Source organism: Bradyrhizobium cosmicum (assembly GCF_032290525.1).
Lineage (GTDB): Bacteria > Pseudomonadota > Alphaproteobacteria > Rhizobiales > Xanthobacteraceae > Bradyrhizobium > Bradyrhizobium cosmicum_A.
Map to the genome: position 1 here is coordinate 70,383 of NZ_JASXTA010000010.1, position 24,889 is coordinate 95,271.

Below are 24,889 nucleotides of genomic sequence, written 5' to 3' on the forward strand. Positions count from 1 at the left end.
CGCATGCTGGCAATCTCAGACCTCCACGTCGCCTACGGCCAGAGCGAGGTGCTGCACGGGCTCAACGTCAAGGTCGCCCCCAACGAGATCGTGTCGATCATGGGCCGCAACGGCATGGGCAAGACCACGCTGATGAAATCGCTGATGGGCATCCTGCCGGCGAAAAGCGGCTCGGTGACCATGGAGGGCGCCGAGCTCGGTGCCTTGCCGAGCTACGCGCGCGTGGCCAAGGGCCTCGCCTATGTGCCGCAGGGCCGCATGATCTTCTCGACCATGACGGTGAAGGAGAACATCGAGACCGGTCTCGTCGTCTCCGGCGGGACCGAGGTGCCGGCTGACATCTACGAATTGTTCCCGGTGCTGCTGGAGATGAAAGGCCGCCGCGGCGGCAATCTCTCCGGCGGCCAGCAGCAGCAGCTCGCCATCGCTCGCGCGCTCGCAACCAAGCCAAAGGTGCTGCTGCTGGACGAGCCGACCGAAGGCATCCAGCCGTCCATCATCAAGGAGATGGCGCGCACGCTCAAGCGCATCCGCGACGAAAAGGGGCTGTCGATCGTCGTGTCCGAGCAGGTCCTCAGCTTCGCGCTCGAGATCGCCGACCGCGTGCTGGTGATCGAGAACGGCGAGATCGTGCGCGACGATCCGCGCGACGCCGTCGATGCCGCGCAGGTCTCGAAATATCTGTCCGTCTAACCAACCGTGTAAAAGGGGAGCTTCTCGATGCCAGAGACACTGATCAAGGTCGATCTCACCAAATCGGCCTACGAAAATGACATGGTGCACAACCGCTGGCACCCCGACATTCCGATCGTGGCCTGGGTCAATCCCGGCGACGACTTCATCATCGAGACCTACGACTGGACCGGCGGCTTCATCAAGAACAACGATTCGGCCGACGACGTGCGCGACATCGACCTCTCGATCGTACATTTCCTCTCCGGTCCGATCGGCGTCAAGGGCGCCGAGCCCGGCGACCTCCTCGTTGTCGACCTGCTCGACGTCGGTCCGATGAAGGAGAGCCTGTGGGGCTTCAACGGCTTCTTCTCCAAGCAGAATGGCGGCGGCTTCCTCACCGATCATTTCCCGCTGGCGCAGAAGTCGATCTGGGACATCAAGGGTCTCTACACCTCGTCACGCCACGTGCCCGGCGTCAACTTCGCCGGCCTGATCCATCCCGGCCTGATCGGCTGTCTGCCCGATCCGAAGATGCTGGACACCTGGAACAAGCGCGAGGCCGAGCTGATCGCGACCAACCCGACCCGCGTGCCCGGTTTGGCCAATCCGCCGTTCGCGCCGACCGCCCACGGCGGTCGCGCCAAGGGTGAGGTCAAGGACAAGATCGGCGCCGAAGGCGCGCGCACCGTGCCGCCGCGTGAGCATGGCGGCAATTGCGACATCAAGGATCTCTCGCGCGGCTCGAAGATCTACTTCCCCGTCTACGTGCCGGGTGCGGGTCTGTCGATGGGCGATCTGCACTTCAGCCAGGGTGATGGCGAGATCACCTTCTGCGGCGCAATCGAGATGGCCGGCTGGCTGCATCTCAAGGTCGAGGTGATCAAGGATGGCATGGCGAAATACGGCATCAAGAACCCGATCTTCAAGCCGTCGCCGATCACGCCGAACTACAAGGACTATCTGATCTTCGAGGGCATCTCGGTCGACGAGCAAGGCAACCAGCACTATCTCGACGTCACCATCGCCTATCGCCAGGCCTGCCTGAATGCGATCGAATATCTGAAGAAGTTCGGCTACTCCGGCGCGCAGGCCTATTCGATCCTCGGCACCGCGCCGTGCCAGGGCCACATCTCAGGTGTGGTCGACGTGCCCAATGCCTGCGCCACGCTGTGGCTGCCGACGGAGATCTTCGACTTCGACGTGATGCCGTCGGCGGCGGGACCGATCAAGCACATCACCGGCGACATCCAGATGCCGATCTCGCCGGACAAATAGTCTCTCCCTGCGCGACGGGATGCGGGACGGTGTGTATTTGCCGCCCCGCATCCGCCGCGGAATTCTCCAAACAGGCAACAGCGTAGGGATGATGCGATGCCGGTCTACGAATATCTCTGTGACGATTGCGGTCCGTTCAAGGACCTGCGCCCGATGGCGGAATGCGACGATCCGCAAGGCTGCCCGCACTGCGAGACGATGGCGCCGCGAGTGATCCTGACCGCGCCGAACTTCCTCTGCATGCCGGCGGAGAGGCGCAAGGCGCACGCCGTCAACGAGCGCAGCACGCACGCGCCGCAGACGCTCGCCCAATACAAGGCCTCGCACGGCCCCGGTTGCGGCTGTTGCTCCACGGGCAAGACCGTGAAGGACAAGGGCTCGACGGACAAGGGCAAACCTGCGCGGCTGGTGACCAAGACCAGGAGCGGCGCCAAGGGCTTTCCGACCGCGCGGCCCTGGATGATCAGTCACTGACGCACACGACAACCTCAAATAAAAGACAGGAGCGCTCGACATGCTTCACGGCGACATTTCCAGCAGCAACGACACCGTCGGCGTCGCAGTGGTCAACTACAAGATGCCCCGCCTGCACACCAAGGCCGAGGTGCTCGACAATGCCCGCAAGATCGCCGACATGCTGGTGGGCATGAAGGCCGGTCTGCCCGGCATGGACCTCGTGATCTTCCCGGAATACTCGACCCATGGCATCATGTACGACTCCAAGGAGATGTACGAGACCGCCTCTGCGGTGCCGGGCGAAGAGACCGCGATCTTCGCCGAGGCCTGCCGCAAGGCGAAGGTGTGGGGCGTGTTCTCGCTGACCGGCGAGCGCCACGAGGAGCATCCGCACAAGGCGCCCTACAACACCCTGATCCTGATGAACGACAAGGGTGAGATCGTGCAGAAATACCGCAAGATCATGCCATGGGTGCCGATCGAAGGCTGGTATCCCGGCAATTGCACCTATGTCTCGGACGGCCCGAAGGGCATGAAGGTCAGCCTGATCATCTGCGACGACGGCAACTTTCCGGAGATCTGGCGCGACTGCGCCATGAAGGGCGCCGAGCTGATCGTGCGCTGCCAGGGCTACATGTATCCGGCCAAGGAACAGCAGGTCCTGATTTCCAAGGCGATGGCGTGGGCCAACAACGTCTATGTCGCGGTCGCCAACGCCGCCGGCTTCGACGGCGTCTATTCCTATTTCGGCCACTCCGCGATCATCGGCTTCGACGGCCGCACCCTCGGCGAGTGCGGCGAGGAGGACTACGGCATCCAGTATGCCCAGCTCTCGAAGCATCTGATCCGCGATGCGCGCCGCAACGGCCAGTCGCAGAACCATCTCTACAAGCTGGTCCACCGCGGCTATACCGGCATGATCAATTCCGGCGAAAGCCCGCGCGGCGTCGCGGCCTGCCCCTATGATTTCTACAAGAACTGGATCGCCGATCCCGAAGGCACGCGCGACATGGTCGAAGCGATGACGCGTTCGACGCCGGGGACTGCGGAATGTCCGATCGACGGCATCCCGAACGAGGCGGCGGCCACCAATTACTGAACCCTTGCCCGGCAAAACCGTGGCGCGGTTGCAACATCACGGTGGGATTCCGCCGCAGTTGTGGCCAAACGGACGCGTTCCGGTGCTGCCGTAGTTCTATGGGACCTCCTCATGGCCTAAGTTCCCCGTGGAATTGACGGGAACCGGGGGCGTGACGTGAGGGGCGAGGGGCTATCGAGGCGGCCAGGTCGACTGCGCCGGCGCGGCGCCGCGTTGTCCGTCAGCGGATCTGCGATCTTTTTGGGTCTCGGCGTCTGCGCGACACCGGCCAACGCGCTCTGCACGCCCGATCCGGCGACGAGCGGCCAGACCGTGACCTGTACCGGCACCGACACCGACGGTTTTCAGGCCGGAGCCGGCGTCGGCAGCCTCAATGTCAACGTGCTGTCCGGCGCGATCGTGAACGACAACGGCGCGCTTTCGATCGGCGTCAACGATTCCAATACCGTCACCAACAACGGAACGCTGTCGGCAGGCTCGGGCCTCACCGGCATTGCCGTTGGAAATTCCAACACCGTGACCAATAACAACACCATCACGGTGCTCGACAACGGCCGCGGCATCCAGGCGATCGACCAAAATATCATCACCAATGCCGGCGCAATCACGACCGGGGACAGCGGCGCAGCGATCTCGGTCGGCGACAGCAACACCGTGACCAACAGCGGCACGCTCTCCGTCGGTGCGTCGGGCGTCAGCATCTTCGCGGGCCAGAACAACACGATCACGAACGCCGCGACAGGTACGATCACCGGTGTCGACGATTCGACCGGTATCGTCGTGTTCGGCGGAGCGACCGTCACCAATGCCGGCGCGATCACGGTGGGCGCCTCCACCGGCTTCTCCGGCGGCATTCTGGCGATCAATAACAACAATACGGTCACCAATACCGCCACGGGCACTATTACGGTCGGACAGAACGCTGCCGGCATCTTCATGCAGGGCGACTTCCAGACCGTCAGCAATCTCGGCACGATCGCGGCTGGCGATTTTGGCGTCGGCATTGCCGTGCAGGGCGATGATTCTAAAGTCACCAACGGCGGCACGATCAATGCGGGCGCTAGCGGATCGGCCGGCATTTCGATGCAAGGTGACAGGGCCACGATCAGCCAAAGCGGCACGATCAATGTCGGCCTGGGCGGCGCCGGCGTTGCCTATAACGGCTCGTTCTCCACCATCACCAACAGCGGACGGATCACCGGCGCCGATTTCGCCGAAGGCCTCCTCGTGATCGGCGATTCCAATACAGTCACCAACGGCGGCACGATCACCGTCGGTGCGTCCAGTGTGGGCATCGATGTGAGTGCGTTCGGCACGACCAACCAGATCGTCAACACCGGCACAATCACGGTCGGCGCCAACGGCACGGGCATCATGGTGAGCAACGGTGCCAGCATCTTCAATTCGGGCACCATCGACGCCGGCGCGTCCGGTGCCATTGCGATCGATTTCTGCGGCTGCGGCTCCAACACGCTCACGCTCGGCCCCGGCAGCGTCATTAATGGCCAGGTGCTTGCATCCGGCACCGACGGGTTCCAGCTCGGCGGGACCGGCAAGGATATTTTCAATCTCGACCTGATCGGCACCGGCCTCCAGTACGACGGCTTTTCGACCTTCAACAAGGTCGACAGCTCGACCTGGACCGTGACCGGTACCGGCAACCAGGACTGGAACGTGCTCGGCGGCACGCTGATGCTCGCCGGCACCATCAATGGCACCGTGGCCGTCGCTGCCGGCGGTACCTTCGGCGGCGCCGCCACGGTCGGCACGACCACCGTCAATGGCGGCAGGCTGGCGCCGGGCAATCCGGCCGGAACGCTCACCGTGTCCGGTGACCTCTCGTTCACCAGCGCGTCGAGCTACAGGGTGCAGATCTCGGGCGCCAGCAACGGCCTCGCAGCTGTGACCGGCACGGCGACGCTCAACGGCGCGACCGTCGTCGTCGTTCCGACCGGCTCGATTGGAAAGCACTATACGATCCTCAACGCGGGCACGCTTCCCGACGCCTTCAATCCCGTTGTCGCGGGCCTGTCGTCGAACCTGCATGCGACGCTCAGCTACGATTTGAACAACGTCTACCTCGACCTCGCGCTGGGCTATGGTGGCGGCCTCAACGTCAATCAGCAGAACGTCGCCAACGTCCTGACGAATTACTTCAACAGCACCGGCAGCTTGCCGGTGGCGCTCGCCAACCTTTCGCCGGCCGGCCTCACCCAGGCCTCCGGCGAGTCGGCGACGGGTACGCAGCAGACGACGTTCAACGCGATGAACCTGTTCATCAGCCTGTTGACCGACGTGTTCGGCCCGGGGCGCAGCGGTATACCTGGTGCGACGCCTTATGCCGACGACGCCGGCGCAAATGCCTATGCCGCGACCGGCAAGGCTGCACGTGACAGAAGCGCGCGCGACGCTTTTGCCTCGGTTTACCGAAAGGCACCGGCTCTCACGTTCGAGCAGCGCTGGGACGTGTGGGCGGCCGGCTATGGCGGCTCGCAGACCACCGACGGCAATGTTGCGCTCGGCTCGAACAACACCAGCAGCAGCGTCTATGGCACTGCCGTCGGTCTCGATTATCGCTTCTCGCCGTCGACGATCGCCGGCTTTGCGCTTGCCGGCGGCGGCACCGGCTTCAACGTCAACGGCCTGGGTTGGGGCCGCTCCGACTTGTTTCAGGCCGGCGCGTTCGTGCGTCACACCGCGGGACCCGCCTACATCACGGCGGCGCTGGCTTATGGCTGGCAGGACGTCACGACCAACCGCATCGTCACGGCTGCCGGCGTCGATCAGCTGCGTGCGCAGTTCAACGCGAACGCCTTCTCGGGCCGTATCGAGGGCGGCTATCGCTATGCCACGCAGTGGATCGGCCTGACGCCCTATGCTGCGGCACAGGCCACCTTGTTCAGCCTGCCGAACTATTCGGAGTTGGCAGTGGTCGGCAATAACACCTTCGCGCTCAACTATGCCGCCAAGGACGTGACCAGCACTCGCACCGAGCTCGGCCTGCGCGCGGACAAGTCGTTCGCTGCGGCCGGCGGTCTGATGACGCTGCGCGGCCGGATCGCCTGGGCGCATGACTACAATCCGGATCGCGCCGTCGGCGCGGTGTTCCAGACGCTGCCGGGCGCGGTGTTCGTCGTGAATGGGGCCGCCCAGGCGCGCGATTCCGCACTGACCACGGCGGCCGTGCAGATGAGCTGGATGAACGGCTGGTCGGCGTCGGCGACCTTCGAGGGCGAGTTCTCGAACGTCACCCGCTCCTACGCCGGCAAGGGCCTCGTGCGCTACGCCTGGTAGGCTCTACTGCTTCTTCTGCGGCGGCCTGCGAGGAGGCCGCGGCGCCACGGGCGTCCCGCTCATCTTGTTGGCGGCCTCGCTGACGTCGAGCAGTGAGCGGCGGATGTCCTCGAGGTAGCCCGCCGATTTCTTCCTCATGGTATCGGCGAGCTCGTGCAGTCCCTTGATCTTCTCGAACAGCTCGTCCGCCTTGCCGTCGACGAAGCCTGGCACCACGCCTTCGATCTTCGTGACCGCCTTGTCGAAGCCCACGAAGGCGCTGTCGACCTTGGCCATGACGGAATCGATTTCGCCACCCTTGCTCCTGAGATCGGCGGTGTAGGTCTCGAACGTGCTCAGGCCCTCCTTGATTGCAGGCGCGTTGCTCACGATCGTGCGGTCGACGCTATGCAGGGTGTCGACGATGGATTCGGCGTCGCTGAGGTCGGCGGTCAGCACGGGGATGCCGTCCGAGTCCAGCGGCACCGGCGGCGCCGAGGGCGCCCCCCCGATCAGCGAGATCGCGGCGACCCCGGTGAGGCCCTGGAACTCGATGCCCGCGACGGTGTCCTTGCGGATCGGCGCGGTGTTGTCGAGCATCACCAGGGCCACGACCTTGCGCGGATTGTCCAGCTTGATCGACAGGATCTGGCCCGCGGGGATGCCGTCGAAATTGACCGGCCCGCCGCGGCGCAGGCCACTGGCGGAGCCGCCCTCGAACACCACACGCAACTGGCTGCGGCTCTGGATGGTGCGCCATTTCTGCACGCCGAGCACGCCGCCGAACGCCACGGCGATCGCTGCCAGCGTTGCCGTACCGATCACCAGATTGCTCGCGCGTGCCATGGTGCGATTCTACGGCCAAAGTGGGGAAGTTGGAAGGAGGCCCAATGGCCCGCGATTCTAGGCAAGGCGGGTTAGGGAAGCGTAACCCGCCTTACGCGCCATCAATGTCCAACCGCACGTCTTGCCGCAGCATTGTTCAACACGATCAGGGCATCGACGGCCACGCCCGTCTTGGTGTTGATCAGGAACGGGTTGATGTCGATCGAGGCGATCCGGTCGCCGGCATCCGCGATCAGGTTGGAGAGGCCGACCAGCGCCTTCACCGCCGAGGCCTCGTGCAACGCCGGCTTGCCGCGATAGCCGCGCATCTTGATGCCGGCCTTGGTGCGGCCGATCAGGAGCTGCGCCTCGGCCTCGTCCAGCGGCGCACCGGCCAGCGCGACGTCCTTCATCAGCTCGATGTCGATGCCGCCGGTGCCGAACAGCACGACCGGCCCCATCTCGGCGTCGAGCGAGGCGCCGACGACGAGCTCCAGGTCAGCCTTGACCTGCTGCGCGATCAGGATGCCGTCGAGCTTCGGCTTGCCCTTCAGCTTCGCCACGCGCGCGGTGATGTCGGCAAATGCCTTCTTCACTTCAGTCGCGCTGTTGAGATTCAGCGCCACGCCGCCGATGTCGGATTTGTGCAGGATCTCGGCGCTGACGAGTTTTGCGACGACCGGAAAGCCGATCTGCCTGGCGATCTTCACCGCCTCCGCCGCCGTCTGCGCGATGGCCTCCTTCGAGATCGGGATGCCATAGGCTTTCAGCAGCTTCTTCGAGGCGACCTCGTCGAGCGCGGCACCGCTCGCCGATTTCAGCGCCTTCTCCAGCACAGTGCGCGCGGCAGGCTTCGAGCTCGAGACGATGTCGGGCACCTCCTTGCGCAGCCTGGCATAGGCGAGCAGCGACTTGATCGCGGTCACCGCGCGATCCATACCTTGCATCACCGCAAGATGCGGCAACGATTTGCGCAAGCCCTTGGTGAACTCGGTGAAGCCGATCGACATCGCGCTGATGTAGATCACCGGCTTTGCGGCCCGGCTCGCCATCTCGTTGACGATGCGCAAATTGCGCTCGCGCAGTTCGTGCGGTGCTTTCGGCAGTTCGGCATCGATGATGACGATGTCGATATCGGGGTCGTCGATCATCAGTTCGATCGACTTCATGTAGACGGAGGGATCGACCACCGCGGCGAAGCCGGCGTCGAGCGGATTGCCGACAATCGAGCCCGGCCCGAGCATCTTGGCCAGTTCCGAGCCGACATGCGGGCTCAGCGGCGCAAAGTTCAGGCCCTCGGCATAGAAGGCGTCAAGCAGCATGCCGCGCTTGCCGCCGGACAGCGTGACCGCGGCGAGCCGGTCGCCTTTGGGCACGGCTGAATGGACGAAGCATTCGGTGGTCTCGATCAGTTCGTCGAGACCATCGACCCGGATCACGCCTTCGCGGGTTGCAACGGCGTCGAACGTCTCGATCGAGCCTGCGAGTGCGCCGGTATGTGCCATCGCCGCCGCACGACCACCCTCGGACGCCCCGAGCTTGAGCGCGATCACGGGCTTGCTCGCGGCCCGCGCCGCCTTGCAGGCGTCGCGGAACGCCTTGGTGTTGCGGACGCCTTCGAGATAGACCACGATCACCCTGATGCTGGGATCTTCGGCAAAATAGCGCATCAGATCCGGCGTCTCGAGCCCGGCTTCGTTGCCGGTCGTCACCATGTAGCCGACTCCGACGCCGCGATCCTCCAGCGCCTGGCGGATCGCCATGACGATGGCGCCGGACTGACCGGCGATCGCCACCGCGCCCTGTTCCATGGTGACGATGCGGTCGTCGATATTGGTAAAGAGCTTCTCGCCGGCGCTCAAATTGCCGAGGCAGTTCGGGCCGGTGACGGTGAGGCCCGTCTCGCGTATCGCGGCTTGCAATTCGGCGGCGAGCCTCTGGCTCTCCTCATCCTGCAATTCGCTGAAGCCCGAGGTGACGACAGTAGCCGAACGCGCGCCCGCCGCGGCGGCGTCGCGGATCACCTGCACGACAAAACGCGCGGGCACCAGCACCAGAACGTGATCGGGCCTTTCCGGGAGACTCGCAAAGTCCTTGTAGCAAGGGACGCCCCAGATGGTCTCGCGCCTGGCGTTGACCGGATAGAGCCCGCCCTCGTAGCCGTATTTGACCAGGTTGTTCCAGATGCGCTCGGCATAATTGCCGGGCTTGTCGGTCGCGCCCACCAGCACGATGTTGTGCGGGTGCAGCATGGCGTGAATGCCTTTGACGACATCGCTTGCATCGGGCGCCGGCGACCATGGACGCGGAGAAACAGACGCGGCTGATACCTGGGCTTCCATGGCGTTTCTCACCTATTGTTCTTTTTGCAGCGCGCAGTTATGCGCCGGCATCTGGCGGGACCGATCGTGACAAGTTTCATCCGTGTGACGGAATGGTCAGAGTTCGCGACAAAGGCTAACATCACCAGGCTTTTGGCGAAAGAGCGAACGGCGAGGCGAGGTGCTAGGACTTCGTGACGCTCATTTCCGTAATGGTGATCATGCCTCTGCTGTCCGTCGTGGTGCCAACGCTCGACCGTCCCGACACGCTTCGTCATGCGCTCGCGACCATGGCGTGCCAGCCTGCGAATGCCGATTGCGAGTTCATCGTCCAGAACAATGGCGGCAATCCCGAGATTGCCGAGATGGTCGCAGGTCTGAAGGACGCACGCTTCAGGCATTTCGCCAGCGACGCCGTTCTCACCATGACCGACAATTGGGAGGCCGCACTCGGCCAGGCCTCTGGCGAGTACGTCACCTTCATCGGCGATGACGATGCCCTGATGCCCTACGCCTGTGCGACGGCGGAGGGCATTCTTTCGGGCCGGGCGACCGATCTGTTGAGCTGGCGTGCCTACAGCTATCACTGGCCGAGCTACTACCATGCGGCTTTCCGCAACCGGCTGCTCGCGGAAATCGATCTCACATCGTCCGCAAAGCGAATTTCGTCTCGGAACGAGCTGGTGCGCATTTTCGGCTTTCAGGCGCACTATGCGTATCTGCCGATGATCTACAATTCGTTCGTCCACCGCAGCGTCATAGATCGAATGCGCGCGATTGCCGGCCGCTATTTTGTCGGTCTCTCGCCGGACGTCGCGTCAGGGATCGCCAACGCCGCGCTGACCGACAGCTTCGTCCGCTTGTCGCGGCCGCTCGGCATGGCCGGCTTTTCGCGGCACAGCACCGGCCATGCGCTGTTCTTCGAGACGACGGACCTGCTCGAAACGCCGCGCGGTGCCCGAGATTTCGGAACCATTGACGGTGAGCCAGAACTTCCCGATCTCAACGCGCTCCAGCTCTTCATTGCCAAGGATATGCTCGTCCTGAAGCGCCTGCTGCTGGCGGACGATGACGATGTCCGGCTCGACTTCAAGGCCCTCGCCCAGGCGCTTGCGGCCGGCATCAACAACCGGCCGCTCCTGTACGACCGGACCTTGCAGACGATCGGCGAACTCGCCCGCACGCATGGCTTCGATGCGGGCGACATCATCGTTCCGACACGCCATGCGGATCGTCCGCCACCCGGCCGGGGCGTCCGCGCAAGCGGACCAAATCGCGTAATCTACGAGCTGGATGGTTCCGCACTCGGGCTCGCTTCGATCGCAGATGCGGTGCGCGTGATCGCGCAGTTCGTTCCGGAGCAGGCGCCGTTCGATCCGGCTGCTCTCGAGGTATCCGCGTCCGCGCCGATCCTGGGCGCAGGCGAACTCGAATTCGTGCGCGACGGGACCGGCGTCGCCGCACTGATCGAAGGATGGAGCGAACCGGAGGAATGGGGCACCTGGTCCATCGCCAGGAATTGCGTGCTCCGCTTCGAGGTCCGTCCCGTTCCGTTACGACCGGTCGATATCGTGCTGGCGTGCCGGGCATTCGTCTCCGACGGTAACCCGCAATTGCGCGCCGTCTGTCGCGTCAGCAACGGGCCGTTACAGCAGCTGACCTTCTCGACGGAGGCGTTCGTCGGCTTGCGCAGGTTGACGCTCGATCCCGGCGCGATTGCGGCCGACGGAACCTTGACCATCAGTCTGGCGCTCTCCGATCCGCGCTCGCCTGCGGATCTGGCGTTGAGCTCTGACGTGCGGCCGCTCGGCATCGGCCTCGAACGGATCTGGCTCGATCATGGCATCCGCGCCTCTCCGCGCCGCCGATTGTCGCCTGCTCAGTAGCGCAGCAGCCTCAGCTTGTAGGCGTAATGATACGCCAGTTGCTTCGCAAGATAGGGCGCGATGGCGCGCCGGATCTGCATCTGGGTCGGATCGAAGCCGAGGACGCGGCGCCGCAGGATGCCCATTTCCCTGACGCCTACGGCGTAGGTCGAGGCCGTCTTCTGCGCATCGTGGATGCGGAAGCAGGCGAGAAATCGCGGCAGGCGCACGAATTTGAATCCCGCGGCCTGCGCCCGCAAGATGAAATCCCAGTCCATTGCGTAGTGGAAGCTCTCGTCGATCGGCCCGATTCGGTCCCACACGCGCTTGCGCCAGAACATCGTCTCTTGCGGAATATAGTCGGCATATTGCAACGCCTTGCCGTCATGCGGCGGCAGCACGGCACGTCCCACGTCGAGCCCGTCACGGTCGACGAAAACGCGATGGCCATAGACGACGTCGCTATCGGGATGGGACATGAAGTAGTCGGCGACATAGGCGAGCGTCCCGGGCAGCAGCATGTCGTCGCTGTTGAGATAAGCCATGATCTCGCAGTCGGCGCCGGCGAAGCCGAGATTGATGGCGCTCGACTGTCCCTGGTCCGGCGCGCTCGTCCAGCTGATGCCGTCGCCAAGGCTCTTCAGGAGATCGAGTGTGCCGTCGATCGAGGCGCCGTCCTGCACGTGATAAAACAGGTTCGGATAGTTCTGACTGACGATGCTCTCGATCGTGGCGCCGAGATATTGCACGTGGTTGTAGCTCGGCGTGACGACCGCGATCCGCGACGCATTGGCGGGGACCGCAGGCGCCGCTCTGAAGGCCTTCTGGTTGAGCAGACGCGGCGGGTACTGCTCGAAGGTCCATATCGGCGGGCGCCGCCAGAGGCTGCGAAGAGAGGTGCGTCTTTGCCCGGCGGCAATGAGCTCCAGATTTCTCTCCAGCAGCGCCACGCGGTTTTCGAGTTGCTCGATACGCCGCTTGAACTCGTCGTCCATCGACTGCATCTTTCCGCTCATTGCAGAATGCGACGAGCAATTAGCCATTCTTATAGGTCTGCGGACGAAGGCGCCAGTTCAGCGGTTGGAGCCAAGGGCGGTTTCCGCGTGTGGGAGGGGTCTGGGGGAGACCGATCCCGGGCGGGCCGATTGCGAACGGCTATTCATGGGTTTCGATCAAGATGGCATGCAGGACGTAGCGTTCGGGGGCGGACGTGACGGCGTCGAACGGCCAGCAGGTCGCGAGCACCAGCTCGAAATCCCGTGTTGTGGGATCGATACCCGATGCATCGAAACGAACCACCGCGGAGGAATCTGCGCGATAGCGGAAATGTTTGCCGTCACTGCGTGTGACATCGATCACATCGCCCATGGCGACATGCCGCAGGAAGCGGAAATGGGTGTCGCGGTGTGCAGCATATACGGCAATGCCGCGCTCGCCGGCATCAACCGTTCGGTGGATATGGCCGGGTCCAAACGCGAGGGCCTGGCCGCTGGTGCCTTCCAGCACGATGGCGCTGGCGCCGATGCGCTTCACCTCGATCCGTGCGACCGGCCAGGTGTCGGCCCATGGCCATGGCTTGACCGCCTCGCCGGTCGCCACGCTCCTGTCGAACGCGCGCTCCAGCAGCACCTGGGCGAGCCATGCCTTGGCATGAATGTAGACGCCGTCGCCGAACAGGACGAGGCCGATCAGGGCGAGAACAAGGGGAGAGATGGAGCGGAGCATTGTGTTTCGTTCTCGTCATTGCGAGCGACTTGTCCGCCGTAGCTCGAGGAGCGAAGGCGGAAGCGAAGCAATCCAGACTGTCTCCGGAGCGGCAGTCTGGATTGCTTGGTCGCTTCGCTCCTTGATATTGAGAAAAAGGCGCGCGCGGCCGTTGGTACGGGACGGGCGACCGCGCGCGCTAACAGAGGAGTTCGGGAGGCTCCTCTCTCAAGCAGCGTCAGTGAGCAAGGGCTGACGCCGGTTGAACACGAACAGGATCAGGGCGAGCACGATCAGGATGAAGCCCGCGGTCATCTTCAGCTCGGCCGAGGTTGCAGTTTTGGGCAGGCGGATCGCGTCGGGCACCGCGGGGGCCGGCCGCCTGGTAGCGGGCTGGCTGCGCGCGTCGGCATGGCGCTCGCGCAGTTGCGCCGGAAGCTGCTGTCGTTCGCCAATGACCTTCGCAAAGTCCCAGCCGGCCGGCAGATTGACCGGCAGTTCGCTGAGCTTGAGCGGCGTGCCCTCGGGGCGGCTCGGCGTCCTGTCGACGGCCACGAGGCTGGTCAGCCGCGTGACGATCTGATGGTCGAGCGCCAGCGTCAGGATCGCCTTGTCGGAGGCATCAGGCGTCATCTCGCGCAGGGTGCGTGCGACTTCGGCATCGCCGATCTTGCGCTTCGCCCAGAGTTTCGACAGGCCCTTGCCTTCGGCGGCGTTCTGCAGCGGCAATGTCACCGACCACGGGCGGTCGACGACGCGACCCCGGATCTCGAGCGAGCCTGCGAGCTTGTCGAGCTTGGCCGCCAGCACCAGCGGCTCGTCGCGATAGATGTCGGGAATGATCGCAGGCGTAACGTCGGTTTTCGCGTCAGAGAATTTTACGCTGAGGCCGGTCACGGCCGGATTTTCCAGCTTGGCGAACAGCCCGCGCATGCGCTCCTCGACCTGCTCGACCGAACCGATATGGGTGAAGGCGCCGCGGCCGAGCTCGGCCGCGCGCGTCATCAGATAGGTGTTGGGCGCGGATCCGATGCCGACCATGAAGACGCGCGAGCGGCCGCGCATCGCCGTGATCGTCTCGAACAATTGCTGCTCGTTGCCGATCGCGCCGTCGGTCAGGAACACGATCTGCCGGACCATGCCGGTGTCACTGAGCTTGTCGGTCAGCGCGGCGCGCATCGCCGGCACCATCTCGGTGCCGCCGCGGGCCTGCAAGGCGTCCACGAACGAGGTCGCCTCGCCGACATGCACGGCGTCGGCGGGCACGGAGGCTGGAAACAGCACGTCCATGGTGTCGTCGAAGCGGATCACGTTGAAGCGGTCATTGGGCTGGAGGCGGCCGAGCGCGTAGGTCAGGCTGGCCTTGGCCTGAACGATCGATGTGCCGCCCATCGAGCCGGAATTGTCGATCACGAACACAACCTCGCGCGGCGGCGGCTTCTGCACCGCCTGCTCGGCGCTGGGCGGGGTGACGAAGGCGAGCAGGTAATCGGCATCGCCGACATGCTCGCGAAACAGGCCGACCGACGGCGCCTTCTCCGCGGCCGGCTTCCAGCTCAGCTCGAAGTCGCGGTCGGCGGGGACAGTGTCATCGGCCAACGTGATCACACGCGTCGCATTGTCCGGGCTCTCGACCTTGACGTTGTGGTGCTGGCTCTTGACCTCGCCGAGCGCAAATCCGGCCTTCAGGCGCACCATGATGCTGGTCGGATGGGCCGGCGCGCTCTTCGCTGGATCCAGCACCGGCGGCGCGATGCGGTCGCGGTCCGGCACCGGGTCCGAATTCGTCGCGCCCCAGCCCGAGCCGTCGTTGCGGAAGTCGACGCTCTGCACGATCGGCGCCGGATTGTAGCGGGGACCGACCACCAGCGGCACGCGCAGCGAATATTCGTTGCCGGATTGATGCACCGGCTCCTGATATTCGATCTGCACCAGCACGGTTTCGCCGGGTCCGATATTGGCCACCGAATTGGTGAAGATATTCGGCCGCTCCTGCTCGGTGAGTGCCGCCGTCTGGCCGGCGCGGCGTGCCTGCTCGTAGATCACGCGTGCCTGCTGCCGCTCCTTGATGTCGCCGACGATGATTCGGTCGCCGACCACCATCTTCAGCGTATCGACGGCGCCGCCGCCGGGCAGCGGGTAGACGTAGGTCGCCTCGACCCAGTCCATGGTCGGATTGCGGAAGGCCTGGGTGACGCGGGCCCGCAGCGTCGGGCCCGACACCGTGATGTCGATGTCGATGCCGAGGCGGATTGCTTCGGTGGTGGCGCCCTCTTGCTTCAGAAGCAGGCTGCCGGACCTGGCGTCGCCCGGCTGGAGCAGGCTGGCCTGCTGCGTCGGCTCCGTGGTCGCCGACCAGCCGGGCTCAAAACTCACCAGCAGGGCCACGAAGGCGACCAGCATCACCGCGATGCCTTGCACCAGAAGAAGCAATCCGAGCTTGATCAACCCGCCCAGCATGGGGTGTTCGTCGCCGTCGGCTGTGTCGTAGGTTTCCATTTCGCCTGCTCCCGAGGGATATTGTCGTCTTTCAGCTTCCGTCCGGAGGGCCCGATTTCGCGAGCAGAATGATCGGCAATGTTCCGCCGCGACCTGCCCGGGTCGGCCGCCGCCGCGGCGGTCATGTGCGGTTTTGTGCTGGTTTGTCCGGCCTGCTAGACTGTGCTCCCAAGGCAGGGCCACATGCAGACGCAGGACAAATTCCCCGACAAGCAGCTTTCGGACGAGCAGAGCCGCGAGATCGCGGAGACGGTCCGCGAGGAGCTCGCGAGGCGCCGGATCTCCCGGCAGACGCTGGCCGAGCAGACCAAGCTCAGCCTCTCGACATTGGAGAAGGTGCTCGGCGGCCGCCGACCGTTCACGCTGGCGACGACCGTGCGGCTGGAGCAGGCCCTGGGCGTCTCCTTGCGCAAGAGCGCCGCCGTGATGGCGCCTCCAGCGGCAAACGATGTCGCGCCCGACAGCCTCGGTTCCTATTCGTATCGCGCGGTGACCTGGCTCGAGGATGTCTACATCACGCTGCGACCGTCGTTCGGCGACAAGGACGCGATCTTCGCCTATCGCACCGAGATCGTCTGGGAGCCGAAGGTTTCGTCACTGGTCTTCCGCGAGGGCGAGCGGACCGATGCGGCCTATGAGCACACCGGCGAGGTCGCGGTGCCGCATCAGTCCGGCTTCGTCTATCTCGTCATCATCAAGCACGGCCAGCATCGCGTGATCACGGTGTCGCGGCCGACGGTGGCCGGCGAGATGTACGGCATCATCTCGACGCTCCGCGCCGGCCCCGGCTCGCAACTGACGCCGATTGCCGCGCCGATCGCCTATGTGCCGCTTCGCAACGTCCCGCAGCCGTCGCTGGGACGGGTCGGCCCCGACGATGCCAACCACGCGTTGTATCGAAGGCATCTGCGCCGCACGGTGGAAGAATCGTTCGCACTGTTTATGTCGGTATAGTCCGCGAGAAACTGTCCGGAATGGCGCCTGATGCGCCTATAAGGGAGGCATGCAGGACGCGTCCGCGCCACATAGCGGCGAATCTCCGCTGTTCTCGATCATCATCCCGCTCGAATATCATCGCGGGCAGTGGGAGCAATCCTGGCTCGGCTGGACGTCGCAGACCGCGGACAAATCGCTCTACGAAATCATCCTGGTGGTACCGACGGATTTCACGGCGCGCGACGAGCTGAACGCGCTCGTCGGCGACAGTGCGCGCCTCGAATTCACCGATTCGAATCACGACGTCGGGCTCTGCGCATTCGGCGCCGCCAGGGCCCGCGGCAAGTATCTGTTCTTCACGGAGTCGCATTGCTGGCCCGAGCCTGACGTGATCGATCTCTGCATCCGCGCGATAGACGCCCATCCCGACTGGGCGGGATTCTCCTGCCAGTCGGTGCCGATCTGCCATAACCGTCTGTCCGTGGCGGAGGCAGCGATGTACCAAGCCGACATCGAGTTCGGCATGAAGCAGCATCCCTGGCGCAAGGTGCTGGACCAGTGCTTCGTGACGCGGCGCGACGTCTACTGGGAATGCGGCGGCCTGCGCGAGGAGCTCGGCCATTTCGCCGAATGGGTGCTCGCCGCCGCTTACCATGCGAGAGGCCATGTCATCGGCTACTTCGAGGAGGCGCGCTTCCATCACTACTATGTCGGCAAGTTGGGTGAGCTGAAGGCGTTCACGCTCGATTTCGTGCAAGGCGAGATCCGCTATCTCAGCGATGCCCGCGACGATCCCGGCAGCGAACTGCTCGACATTCCGGTCGAGTGGAGCTGTCAGGACAATTTCGATCCCGCGCTGGCGCGCGAGGCCGTTCGGGTTGTCGTGCGGAGTAGCTTTTCGCGCCGTGCATTGAGAAGGCCGGACGAAGTATGGCTCGCGTTCTGGCGCTGGGCCGAGCCGGCCCTGTTCGGCGATCGTCCTGCGCGGTGCCGCGCACTTTTCGCTGCGATCCGGGCGCGCTGCATCCTGACCCTCGTGGTGCTGGGTGGCTCACCCGAAAGCATCTCGCGCTGGCTGAGGCGCTACATAGCGGCACTGATCGATTTCCAGCGGCTCGATCGTATTGGCGGTGTTCGGCGGGGCGCACGCGCCGCATCACCGCAGCTGGGCGTGATTGCGAATGCCGGCTTCCATGCCGAGGAGACCTGGCACGACCGCAAGTTTCGCTGGAGCGAGCCCGAGGCCGTCGTTTGGATCCGGGGGACGCCCGGCGGCAACATGGTCCGGATCGACTCGCCGGAGATACGCGAGCCCCAGGCTTGCATCGGCGTTCGCTTCTATCTGGACGGCGCGCGTGTCGCGGACCCGTCGATCGCAATCGATGGCGGCGGCTTTACGCTCAGTCTCGGTCTGCCGAATAGCGGAACGGCAAGGCTCGCATGGACCTGCTCCCGGTTTCAGGCCGGCAACGATGCGCGCCGGCTTGGCCTTCCCATTGTGGCCATCGCAATCAGTGCGAGCGCGCCTTCCGGAATCAACTGCAAGGTCTGCGATCCGCCGCTGATCCAAGACGCCGGCTGACGTCAGAACAGCCGGAGCCGGGTCAGCGCAAAGCCAAGCTGCCGCAGATCGGACGGTGCGTGATCGATCCGGGGCGGGCGTCCCATCACCGGACAATGGAACGTCAGCAAGGCGCGATGAGCGTCGGCACTCCAGACATGGGCGCGAAGATCGCTTTCGAGCAGGATGCCCCCTTGCACCACGCATCTTCGCAGCACGAGCGGCTGGCCGTTCAGCGACATGTCGAGCCGCCGGAGCGCTTCCTCGTTGAGGACATGGGACAGCAGGCATTGCAAGCGCGAAGGGCGCGCCATCGCGGTCCGCAAATTCAGCGTCGCCGTAGCCGCAGAATTCCAGCACAGCCAGCGGCCTTCGTGATGCTCCCGCTCATGCCAGCCGAAGCCATGCAGAGGCTGGTCCGGGGTGAAGCCATCGGTTGGCATCGTAGCTGCAAGCTCCGGCACCGGTTCGCCGGCCGACGCTGCGCCAAGCTTCTGTTCGAACAACCGGCATGCCTCGTCATAGAGCTGCAGATCGAGCTCGTTCCACGACCGCAGGATTTCGAGCGAATCCGGATCGATCTCCGGCCCGCCTGATCGCGGCGTTCGGTTGAGGTGCGGCAGCGGGCCGAGCGTGCCCCAGCCCGTCATCCGTCCAAGCAGCTGCAGCGTGTCCGACTGGCGTTCCAGAATGCCGGCGAGATCGATGCTGACGAGATGTTGTCGCGCCACATCGAGCAGGCGCGGATCGTCGTCGCGCAGGTGGTTGCATGCGGCGCCGGCCAGCTGCCGGGTCTGCACGTTGGCAAGCCAATAGCGCGCCAGCGTCTCCTCCTCGGCGAGAAAACGTGTTGCGCCAAGCTGGCCCGCGCGCTCCTGGAACCGGCGCCGGGCCTGATATTCCTCGGGACTGAGCTCCATCGCGAGTGTGCGAAAGAATGACTCGCTGTGGCTTTGGAAGAAATCATAGGCCGAGGTGCAGCGTGACAGCGGCTCGCGGAGAACCGTGAAGATCGTCGGCCGCCTCCTGAAGCGCCCGGCATAATCGAAGCCGACATGACCGGTGACGAAGTGTGCACCGTCCGGCAGTTGGCGGCCGACGCGCGAGTGCGCCTGAAACAGGATCCGGTCGGCGGGAAAGCGGTTGGCAAGCAAGCCGCGCAGCGAAACGCCCGCGGTCTTGCGAATGTGCAGAAAGAAAAACGACGCTGCCGCCGCATCGCGCGAGGCGGGAGCCGTCTCTCTCGGGGACGGCTCCCGATCGTCGGGGCGGGGCATCGGCGTCGCGTTAACCTCCGGTTTCGGCGCCGATCATATCGCCAAACAGCTCCCATTGGCCAGCCTTGAACCTGATCACCTTCAGAAACGAAGAAGCGCCCGCGAGGGGCGCTTTGGTCAGGCGTTGGCGACCTTCTTGTCGATCTCGGACGCCACCGAGAATTCCTTGCGCAAGGTTGGCTTATGAATCTTGCCGGTGGCGTTGCGTGGCAGCGCTTCGACGAAACGGACCTGCCGCGGACATTTGAAACGGGCGAGATTGGCCGCGCAGTGTGCAAAGACATCCGCCTCGGTCAGCCGCTGGCCCGGCTTGGCCGCGACGATAGCGAGGCCGACCTCGCCCCATTGCGGATCGGGAATGCCGATCACCGCGGCTTCCGCGATGGCGTCGAGCTGATGCAGGACGTTCTCGACCTCGGCCGGATAGACGTTCTCGCCGCCGGAGATGTACATGTCCTTCCAGCGGTCGACGATGTAATAAAACCCTTCCTCGTCGACGCGCGTGGCATCGCCGGTGTGCAGCCAGCCATCGGTGAAGGAGGTCTTGTTGGCTTCCGGCCTGTTCCAGTAGCCGGGCGTGATGTTGGGCCCCTTGACCCAGAGCTCGCCAAGCTCGCCGATCTCGGCGTCGCTTCCGTCCGGGCGCACGATGCGCACCTCCGTGTGAAGCACGGGCTTGCCGGCGGAGCCCGCCTTACGTGCGGCATCCTCGCGATCCAGCACCAGCACGGCCGGCGAGGTCTCGGTCATGCCGTAGCCCTGCTGGAGCGCGACACCCCGTGCTTCCCAGACCTTGAGCAGCGGCACCGGCATCGGTGCGCCGCCGACACCGCCGACGACCAGCCGGCTGAGATCGGTCGTTGCGAAGGCCGGATGCTGTGCCATGAACTGGTAGATCGCGGGCACGCCGAAGAACACGTTGATGCCTTGCGGGGGATTGTTGATCAGGCCGAGCGCGGTGCCGGGATCGAAGGCCCGCATGATCATCACGGTGCCGCCGGCATGCAGCACGGGATTGGTGTAGCAATTGAGCCCGCCGGTGTGGAACAGCGGCAGCACGGTGAGCAGCACCGAGCCCGGCCCGATACAGGCGGGCCCGCCGAGATTGACGCAGTTCCAGAAGGTCATGCCGTGGGTGATGGTCGCGCCCTTCGGACGGCCCGTGGTGCCCGACGTGTACATGATGGTCGAGACATCATCGAGCGTGACCTCTTCGGCGCGGTCGAGCGGTTTTGCCGAGGCGATGCCGGCCTCGTAGCTGCCGCCTGGGCGGAGCAGCAGATTGGTCGTTATGCCGCAGAGCGCTGCGACCGCGAGCGCCGTTTCGGCCAAATCAGTGTCGTGGATCATCACCTTCGGCGCGCAATCGCCGGTGATGAACTGAAGCTCGGGAACTGTCAGGCGGGTATTCAGCGGCACGAAGATCGCACCTAGCCGTCCGCAGGCGAACTGCACCTCCAGCGTATCGGTCGTGTTCAGCGCCAGCACCGCGACGCGGTCGCCGCGGGAGACGTTCAGGTCGTGACGCAGAAAGGAAGCAAGGCGCGAGACGCGGGCGTCGAGCTGCGCATAGGTGAAGCGGCGCTCGCTCGCGAGGTCGATCACCGCAAGCTTATCAGGCGCGCGGCGGCCATGATGGACAATCCAGTCGTAATAGCGAACGGCCAAAAATCCCTCCTCGGGCGGTCTGGTGCCGCCGGCATCCCTGTGGTCGTGCACCATGCCCGGCGTGGCCCAAGGGCCGGCCGGAGTTCGTGCAGCGACGTCTTTTTGTTTCGGAGTTGGCCTGCGAGGAGCGAAAATCGTCTTGCGTTGAGTTGCTGGACCGCCGTCTCGCGCTTCAGCCAGCCACTCGGCGCAAGTGAGCTGTCAATGTTCCGGCCATGGTGAATGAGACGAATCCGCCAACGAGGCGAGACTGCGATGAAGAGCCCGTTTTATACCGCCGAGCATGACGCGTTCCGCGAAATGATGCGCCGCTTCGTCGACAAGGAGATCACCCCGTTCGCCCATGAATGGGACGAGGCCGGCGAATTTCCCCGCGCGCTCTATCGCAAGGCGGCCGAGATTGGCCTCCTGGCGCTCGGATTTCCCGAGGAATATGGCGGGATCGCCGCCGACCAGTTCATGAAGATCGTCGCCAGCCAGGAGCTGGCGCGGGCCGGTGCCGGCGGTGTCAGCGCCAGCCTGATGAGCCACACCATCGGCTCGCCGCCGATCGCGCGGGCGGCGCGTCCGGAGGTCAAGGCGCGCGTGCTGCCGCAGGTGCTGTCAGGCGAGAAGATTTCTGCTTTGGCGATCACCGAGCCGGGCGGCGGCTCCGACGTTGCGAACCTCAGCACCCGCGCGCGGCGCGACGGCGATCACTACGTCGTGAGCGGCGAAAAGACCTTCATCACCTCGGGGATGCGCGCCGATTATCTGACCGTTGCGGTGCGCACTGGGGGCGAGGGTGCCGGCGGCGTCAGCCTGCTCCTGATCGAGGGTGATACCCCCGGCCTGGTGCGCACAAAACTGAAGAAGATGGGCTGGTGGGCCTCCGACACCGCGACGCTGCATTTCGACGAATGCCGCGTGCCGGCCGAAAATCTGATCGGCGAGGAGGGCCAGGGCTTCAAGATCATCATGCAGAACTTCAACAGCGAGCGCATGGGCATGGCGGCCGGCTGCACCGCCTTTGCACGCGTATGCCTCGACGAAGCGATCGCCTACGCCAAAGAGCGCAAGACGTTCGGCAAGCCGCTCGCCCAGCATCAGGTGATCCGCCACAAGATCGTCGACATGGCGCAGAAGGTCGCCGCGTCCCAGGCGATGCTGGAAATGCTGGCCTGGCGGCTCGAGCAGGGTGAAAGCCCGGTCGCCGAAATCTGCATGATGAAGAACCAGGCGACGCAGACCATGGCGTTCTGCGCCTCGGAAGCCGTGCAGATTTTCGGCGGCGCCGGCTTCATGCGCGGCATCAAGGCCGAGCGCATCTATCGCGAGGTCAAGGTCAATGCCATCGGCGGCGGCACGGAGGAGATCATGAAGGATCTGGCGAGTAGGCAGATGGGATTGTGATGTCCGCCGTCATTCCGGGGCGCGCGTAGCGCGAGCTCGGAATCCATCGGGCCGCATGTACCGCAGAGGAATGGATTCCGGGCTCATCGCTTCGCGATGCCCCGGAATGACGATGGAGACAAAATGCTGTTCACCGCCGACCACGACGACATTCGCCGCTCCCTGCAAAAGTTCATCGCAGGCGAGATCAATCCTCATGTCGATGAATGGGAGAAGGCCGACATTTTCCCGGCGCATGAGCTGTTCAAGAAGATGGGCAGCCTCGGCTTCCTCGGCCTGAACAAGCCGGTCGAGTTCGGCGGCTCTGGCCTCGATTACTCCTACGCGCTGATGATGGCGGAGGAGCTCGGCGCCATCACCTGCGGCGGCGTGCCGATGGCGATCGGGGTTCAGACCGATATGGCGACGCCGGCGCTGGCGCGGTTCGGCTCGGATGAGGTGCGGCGTGAATTTCTCGGGCCCTCGATATCAGGCGATTTCGTCGCCTGCATCGGCGTCTCCGAGCCCGGCGCAGGCTCCGATGTCGCCTCGATCAAGACCGCTGCGCGCTCGGATGGCGACGATTACGTCATCAATGGCGGCAAGATGTGGATCACCAACGGCACCCAGGCCGACTGGATCTGCCTGCTCGCCAACACCGGCGACGGCCCCGTTCACCGCAACAAATCGCTGATCTGCGTGCCGATGAAGACCAAGGGCGTCACTGTCGCCCGCAAGCTCGACAAGATGGGCATGCGCTCCTCCGACACTGCGCAGATCTTCTTCGACAATGTCCGCGTGCCCAAGCGCAACCGGATCGGCGAGGAGGGCCAGGGCTTTACCTATCAGATGATCCAGTTCCAGGAGGAGCGGCTGTGGGGCGCGGCGGCCTGTCTGAAGGCGCACGAATACATCATCAACGAGACCATCGAGTACACGCGCAACCGAAAGGCGTTCGGCAAGTCGATCCTCGACAACCAGGTCGTGCACTTCAAGCTTGCGGAGATGCAGACCGAAGTCGAGCTGCTGCGCGCGCTGATCTATCGCGCCGCCGAGCAGCTCGTCGCGGGCGAGGACGTGACGAAGCTTGCGACCATGGCCAAGCTGAAAGCCGGCCGGCTCGGCCGCGAGCTCACCGACGCCTGCTTGCAATATTGGGGCGGAATGGGCTTTACCAACGAGACGCCGGTCAGCCGCGCCTATCGCGACAGCCGCCTGACCTCGATCGGCGGCGGCGCCGACGAGGTCATGCTGATGGTCCTGTGCAAGATGATGGGCACGCTGCCCGGCAGCAAAGGAAGTTCTTGATGATAACGCTCTACCACTGCGATGCCGCGCGCTCGTTCCGCCCGCTCTGGATGCTGGAGGAGATGGGGCTTCCTTACGAACTGAAGATGCTGCCGTTCCCGCCCCGGGTCTTCGCCAAGGAGTATCTCGCGCTTAATCCGCTGGGCACGGTTCCCTTCATGGTCGACGGCGAGACCAGGATGACGGAGTCCTCCGGCATCTGCCATTATCTCGGCATCAAGCACGGGCCGACGCCGTTGATGGTCGGGCCGGAAGATCCCGCCTATGGCGCCTTCCTGAACTGGATGTATTTCAGCGATGCCACGTTAACTTTTCCGCAGACGCTGGTGCTCCGATACACCCAGCTCGAGCCGGAGGAGCGCCGCAATCCGCAGGTCGCCGGCGATTATGCGAAATGGTTCTTGGGCCGGCTGCGCGCCGTTGAGGCAGCGACTGCAAATGCCGAAACCTTGTGCGCCGGTCGCTTCACCGCCGCCGACATCGTGATCGGCTATGCGCTCCGTCTCGCCGACAATATCGGGCTGTCCAAGGATTTTGGGCCAAATGTCGCAGCCTATTGGGCACGGTTGCAGCAGCGCGATGGCTTCAAGCGCGCGGTTGCTGCGGAGCAGAAGGCTGGTGTCGAGCAGAATGTCGCGCCGCGGGTGAGGGCGTAAGGGAAGTTGTCATTCCGGGGCGATGCGACAGCATCGAACCCGGAATCTTGTGCCGCAACCTCCGGGTTCCGGGTTAGTCCTCTGGACGTCCCGGGAGGCCGAAGTTTTGCGCTCCATGAC

General features: G+C 64.4%; 18 protein-coding genes. 11 read left to right on the forward strand and 7 right to left on the reverse strand.

The features are described from left to right. Positions 1 to 3 precede the first annotated feature (3 nt). From urtE to QSV46_RS19270, 5 genes are all read left to right on the forward strand, one after another. Entirely contained in the window at positions 4 to 693 is a 690-nt protein-coding gene (gene urtE, locus QSV46_RS19250) for an urea ABC transporter ATP-binding subunit UrtE (protein WP_314954740.1), read from the forward strand. A gap of 27 nt (positions 694 to 720) precedes the next feature. After that, positions 721 to 1,950, forward strand: a complete 1,230-nt coding sequence (gene fmdA, locus QSV46_RS19255; RefSeq protein WP_314954742.1) for a formamidase — start codon at positions 721 to 723, stop codon at positions 1,948 to 1,950. A gap of 96 nt (positions 1,951 to 2,046) precedes the next feature. Continuing rightward, a complete protein-coding gene (locus QSV46_RS19260; protein ID WP_314954745.1) occupies positions 2,047 to 2,424 on the forward strand; it encodes a zinc ribbon domain-containing protein in 378 nt (125 codons plus the stop codon). 40 nt (positions 2,425 to 2,464) lie between these two features. Beyond that, positions 2,465 to 3,505: an aliphatic amidase gene (locus QSV46_RS19265; RefSeq protein WP_314954747.1), complete on the forward strand. Its 1,041-nt coding sequence runs from the start codon at positions 2,465 to 2,467 to the stop codon at positions 3,503 to 3,505. Positions 3,506 to 3,661: 156 nt separating this feature from the next. Next, a complete protein-coding gene (locus tag QSV46_RS19270; protein WP_409997181.1) occupies positions 3,662 to 6,799 on the forward strand; it encodes an autotransporter domain-containing protein in 3,138 nt (1,045 codons plus the stop codon). 3 nt (positions 6,800 to 6,802) lie between these two features. On the opposite strand, the gene QSV46_RS19275 is transcribed toward QSV46_RS19270, so the two are convergent. Together QSV46_RS19275 and QSV46_RS19280 are read right to left on the reverse strand one after the other, a co-directional pair. Beyond that, positions 6,803 to 7,624 carry an MlaD family protein gene (locus QSV46_RS19275; protein ID WP_314954751.1) on the reverse strand — a complete coding sequence of 274 codons (822 nt, stop codon included), beginning with the start codon at positions 7,622 to 7,624 and terminating at the stop codon, positions 6,803 to 6,805. Between the two features lie 101 nt (positions 7,625 to 7,725). Next, entirely contained in the window at positions 7,726 to 9,945 is a 2,220-nt protein-coding gene (locus tag QSV46_RS19280) for an acetate--CoA ligase family protein (protein WP_314954754.1), read from the reverse strand. Between the two features lie 173 nt (positions 9,946 to 10,118). Here QSV46_RS19280 and QSV46_RS19285 point away from each other — a divergent pair, with 173 nt between their 5' ends. Beyond that, positions 10,119 to 11,810, forward strand: a complete 1,692-nt coding sequence (locus tag QSV46_RS19285) for a glycosyltransferase family 2 protein (RefSeq protein ID WP_314954757.1) — start codon at positions 10,119 to 10,121, stop codon at positions 11,808 to 11,810. Here the strand turns inward: QSV46_RS19285 and QSV46_RS19290 are convergent. From QSV46_RS19290 to QSV46_RS19300, 3 genes are all read right to left on the reverse strand, one after another. After that, entirely contained in the window at positions 11,804 to 12,784 is a 981-nt protein-coding gene (locus QSV46_RS19290; protein ID WP_314955211.1) for a glycosyltransferase family 2 protein, read from the reverse strand. The two genes, QSV46_RS19285 and QSV46_RS19290, sit on opposite strands and share 7 nt — an antisense overlap. A gap of 160 nt (positions 12,785 to 12,944) precedes the next feature. Continuing rightward, positions 12,945 to 13,514 (reverse strand): class GN sortase, encoded by a 570-nt coding sequence (locus QSV46_RS19295; RefSeq protein ID WP_314954760.1) that lies wholly within the window; start codon positions 13,512 to 13,514, stop codon positions 12,945 to 12,947. Between the two features lie 207 nt (positions 13,515 to 13,721). Further along, positions 13,722 to 15,992, reverse strand: a complete 2,271-nt coding sequence (locus QSV46_RS19300) for a marine proteobacterial sortase target protein (RefSeq protein ID WP_314954762.1) — start codon at positions 15,990 to 15,992, stop codon at positions 13,722 to 13,724. A gap of 183 nt (positions 15,993 to 16,175) precedes the next feature. Here QSV46_RS19300 and QSV46_RS19305 point away from each other — a divergent pair, with 183 nt between their 5' ends. Next, a complete protein-coding gene (locus tag QSV46_RS19305; protein WP_314954763.1) occupies positions 16,176 to 16,946 on the forward strand; it encodes a helix-turn-helix transcriptional regulator in 771 nt (256 codons plus the stop codon). Between the two features lie 49 nt (positions 16,947 to 16,995). Beyond that, positions 16,996 to 18,510 (forward strand): hypothetical protein, encoded by a 1,515-nt coding sequence (locus QSV46_RS19310; protein WP_314954766.1) that lies wholly within the window; start codon positions 16,996 to 16,998, stop codon positions 18,508 to 18,510. Positions 18,511 to 18,512: 2 nt separating this feature from the next. Here the strand turns inward: QSV46_RS19310 and QSV46_RS19315 are convergent, their stop codons facing one another. Continuing rightward, complete coding sequence (locus QSV46_RS19315; RefSeq protein ID WP_314954769.1) at positions 18,513 to 19,766, reverse strand: hypothetical protein; 1,254 nt, start codon at positions 19,764 to 19,766, stop codon at positions 18,513 to 18,515. 117 nt (positions 19,767 to 19,883) lie between these two features. Next, positions 19,884 to 21,434, reverse strand: coding sequence for a long-chain fatty acid--CoA ligase (locus QSV46_RS19320; protein WP_314954772.1), 1,551 nt, complete (start codon positions 21,432 to 21,434; stop codon positions 19,884 to 19,886). Between the two features lie 255 nt (positions 21,435 to 21,689). On the opposite strand from QSV46_RS19320, the gene QSV46_RS19325 reads away from it, so the two are divergent. The 3 genes from QSV46_RS19325 to QSV46_RS19335 all read left to right on the forward strand — a co-directional run bounded on the left by QSV46_RS19325 (position 21,690) and on the right by QSV46_RS19335 (position 24,769). Then, positions 21,690 to 22,826 (forward strand): acyl-CoA dehydrogenase family protein, encoded by a 1,137-nt coding sequence (locus tag QSV46_RS19325; RefSeq protein ID WP_314954775.1) that lies wholly within the window; start codon positions 21,690 to 21,692, stop codon positions 22,824 to 22,826. 123 nt (positions 22,827 to 22,949) lie between these two features. Next, a complete protein-coding gene (locus tag QSV46_RS19330; RefSeq protein WP_314954778.1) occupies positions 22,950 to 24,113 on the forward strand; it encodes an acyl-CoA dehydrogenase family protein in 1,164 nt (387 codons plus the stop codon). Next, the gene (locus QSV46_RS19335) at positions 24,113 to 24,769 is read left to right on the forward strand and encodes a glutathione S-transferase family protein (protein WP_314954781.1); all 657 of its coding nucleotides are present in this window, start codon (positions 24,113 to 24,115) and stop codon (positions 24,767 to 24,769) included. The genes QSV46_RS19330 and QSV46_RS19335 overlap by 1 nt, the downstream gene beginning before the upstream one ends. Positions 24,770 to 24,889 lie beyond the last annotated feature (120 nt).